Origin of the sequence: Streptomyces sp. IBSBF 2435, from assembly GCF_036815005.1 — a bacterium.
GTDB lineage: Bacteria > Actinomycetota > Actinomycetes > Streptomycetales > Streptomycetaceae > Actinacidiphila.
In genome coordinates, this window is record NZ_JAJSYW010000133.1 from 1 (window position 1) to 1,797 (window position 1,797).

1 protein-coding gene and 1 pseudogene are annotated in these 1,797 nt (G+C 74.3%); both read right to left on the reverse strand.

Features of this window, described 5'->3' with window-relative positions; all coding sequences use genetic code 11:
- Window positions 1–22 precede the first annotated feature (22 nt).
- On the reverse strand, window positions 23–1,063 hold the full coding sequence (locus V7E46_RS23300; RefSeq protein ID WP_333770242.1) for a hypothetical protein: 1,041 nt from the start codon (window positions 1,061–1,063) through the stop codon (window positions 23–25).
- Between the two features lie 31 nt (window positions 1,064–1,094).
- Window positions 1,095–1,797: pseudogene (locus tag V7E46_RS23305) on the reverse strand (MFS transporter); the annotation flags it as partial.

Consider the following 1,797-nt stretch of genomic DNA (forward strand, 5'->3'; position numbering starts at 1 on the left):
GTCCTGGGTGGCGGCCCGCCGGTCATCGGGGGCGGGGCATGTCGCCGGGCGGCGGCGGCGGCGGCAGCGGGAGGCCGGCCCGGTAGCGCACTCCGGCTTCCGGTGGCACGAGGTCGCCGGTGTCGGGGTCGGTGCAGTAGGCGTTGAAGACCTCGGCCTCGGTGAGCGGGCGCGGTCCTTCGGGGTGCAGCGACCAGCCGTGGACGGTGTCGGTCCCTTTGTCGGTGGTGCGCAGGACGAGGCCGCCGGGGCGGGCGCTGACCCGGGCGGCGGCCATGACGGTGCAGAGCACCAGCGCCTCGGTGTCGGTGAGGTGGATTTCGCCGTCGGGGTCCGCGGTGATGCGGGCGGTGGCCAGCAGCGGGTCCCCGTCGGCGGTCGGCAGGCTGCACACGAAGTGGTGGGAGCCGGGGCCGGCGGCCTCGATGATGCGCAGCAGGGTGTGCGAGGCGAGGTCGAAGGCGCAGTGGGCGACGGGTTCTTCGCATTCGGGGCACTGGCCGGCGGCGGCGAGGATGTCGCCCGCCCGGTCCCAGGTGGCGCGGCGGGCGGCTTCGTGGGCGAGCTGGGTGCGCAGCAGCGCGAGGGGCTGCCGGGTGTAGCGGACGGTGGGGCCGGTGGTGCTGATCTCGGCGGTGTAGCGGGTGCGGGCGACGGGGGTGTCCGGTGGCCTGCGGGTGTCGGCGCAGTGGTCGGCGTACTGGTCGGGGTCGAAGAGGGTGACGGTGACGCTGGTGCCCTGGGCGTGCAGGGAGCGCAGCAGTCCGTCCAGGTGGTGCAGATACAGTCCGTAGTCGCGGAAGGGGAAGCTCGGGTAGCCGGTCATGGCGGTGAAGTCGTGGTCGTCGAGCAGCAGCCCGACCACGGTGGGTGCCTCCCGGCGCAGGGCGCGGCGGTAGGCGGTGCGCCCTGGCGGGCGATTGCGCGCGGTATGCGATGCTTTACGGGTGCGCTTGCGGGCGCGGGTGCGGTCGGGCCTGCGGCCGGCGGAGTGATTCCCGGTGCCGAAGGCGGTGGCGCTCGCGCTGCCGGTGCGAACGCCGGCGCTGCTGGTGCGTGACATCTTTCCCCCTGTGAGCGGATCCAAATGATCCCTACTGCTCACTGACTGTAATCGGTACCACTGACAACGGGGCTTCCGCGACCCCCGCGCCGGGTCGGTCGAGGCGGCGCAGGACCATACGGCGCTGGAGGAGCGCGGCGCCGGCGAGGACGGCGCCGAGGCCGAGCCAGCCGGCCGGTCCCGCCGCGATCACGACCGAGGTGAGCAGCAGCGGCCCGACGCAGCGGGAGGTGGACTGCGCGAGGCCGTGCACGCCGACGTAGCTGCCCTGGAGGTGTGCCGGGGCGAGGCTGACGGACAGCTCCCAGGAGACCGCGGACTGGATCATCTCGACGACGGTGAAGGCGACGGCCGCGGCCACCACGGCGACTGTCGCGGCCCACCGGGTGTGCAGGACGGCGACAGCGGTGGCGGCGCATGACAGGACGAACCAGACGGCGACCTGGCGCAGCGAATTGGCGGCGACGCGCGGGGAGTTGCCGTAGCGCGCGAGGCGTACCTGGAGGAGGACGACCAGGACGGTGTTGATGACGAAGACCGCGGCGGCCAGGCCGTGCGGCGCGGTGGTGCGGGTGACGATCCACAGCGGGAGGCCGACGGTGAGCGAGCAGCCGTAGAGGAACATCACCGAGTCGAGTGCCGCGTAGCCGAGGTAGCCCGTGTCGCGCCAGGGGCCGGCCGGGGGCGGCGGCGGGGCGGTGGCGGCCGGGCGGGCCGCGGACGCCGCCCGGCCG

What these genes read in the sequence shown, in the direction of transcription:
- V7E46_RS23300 (WP_333770242.1), bottom strand. Translation starts at nt 1,063, where the DNA reads ATGTCACGCACCAGCAGCGCCGGCGTTCGCACCGGCAGCGCGAGCGCC.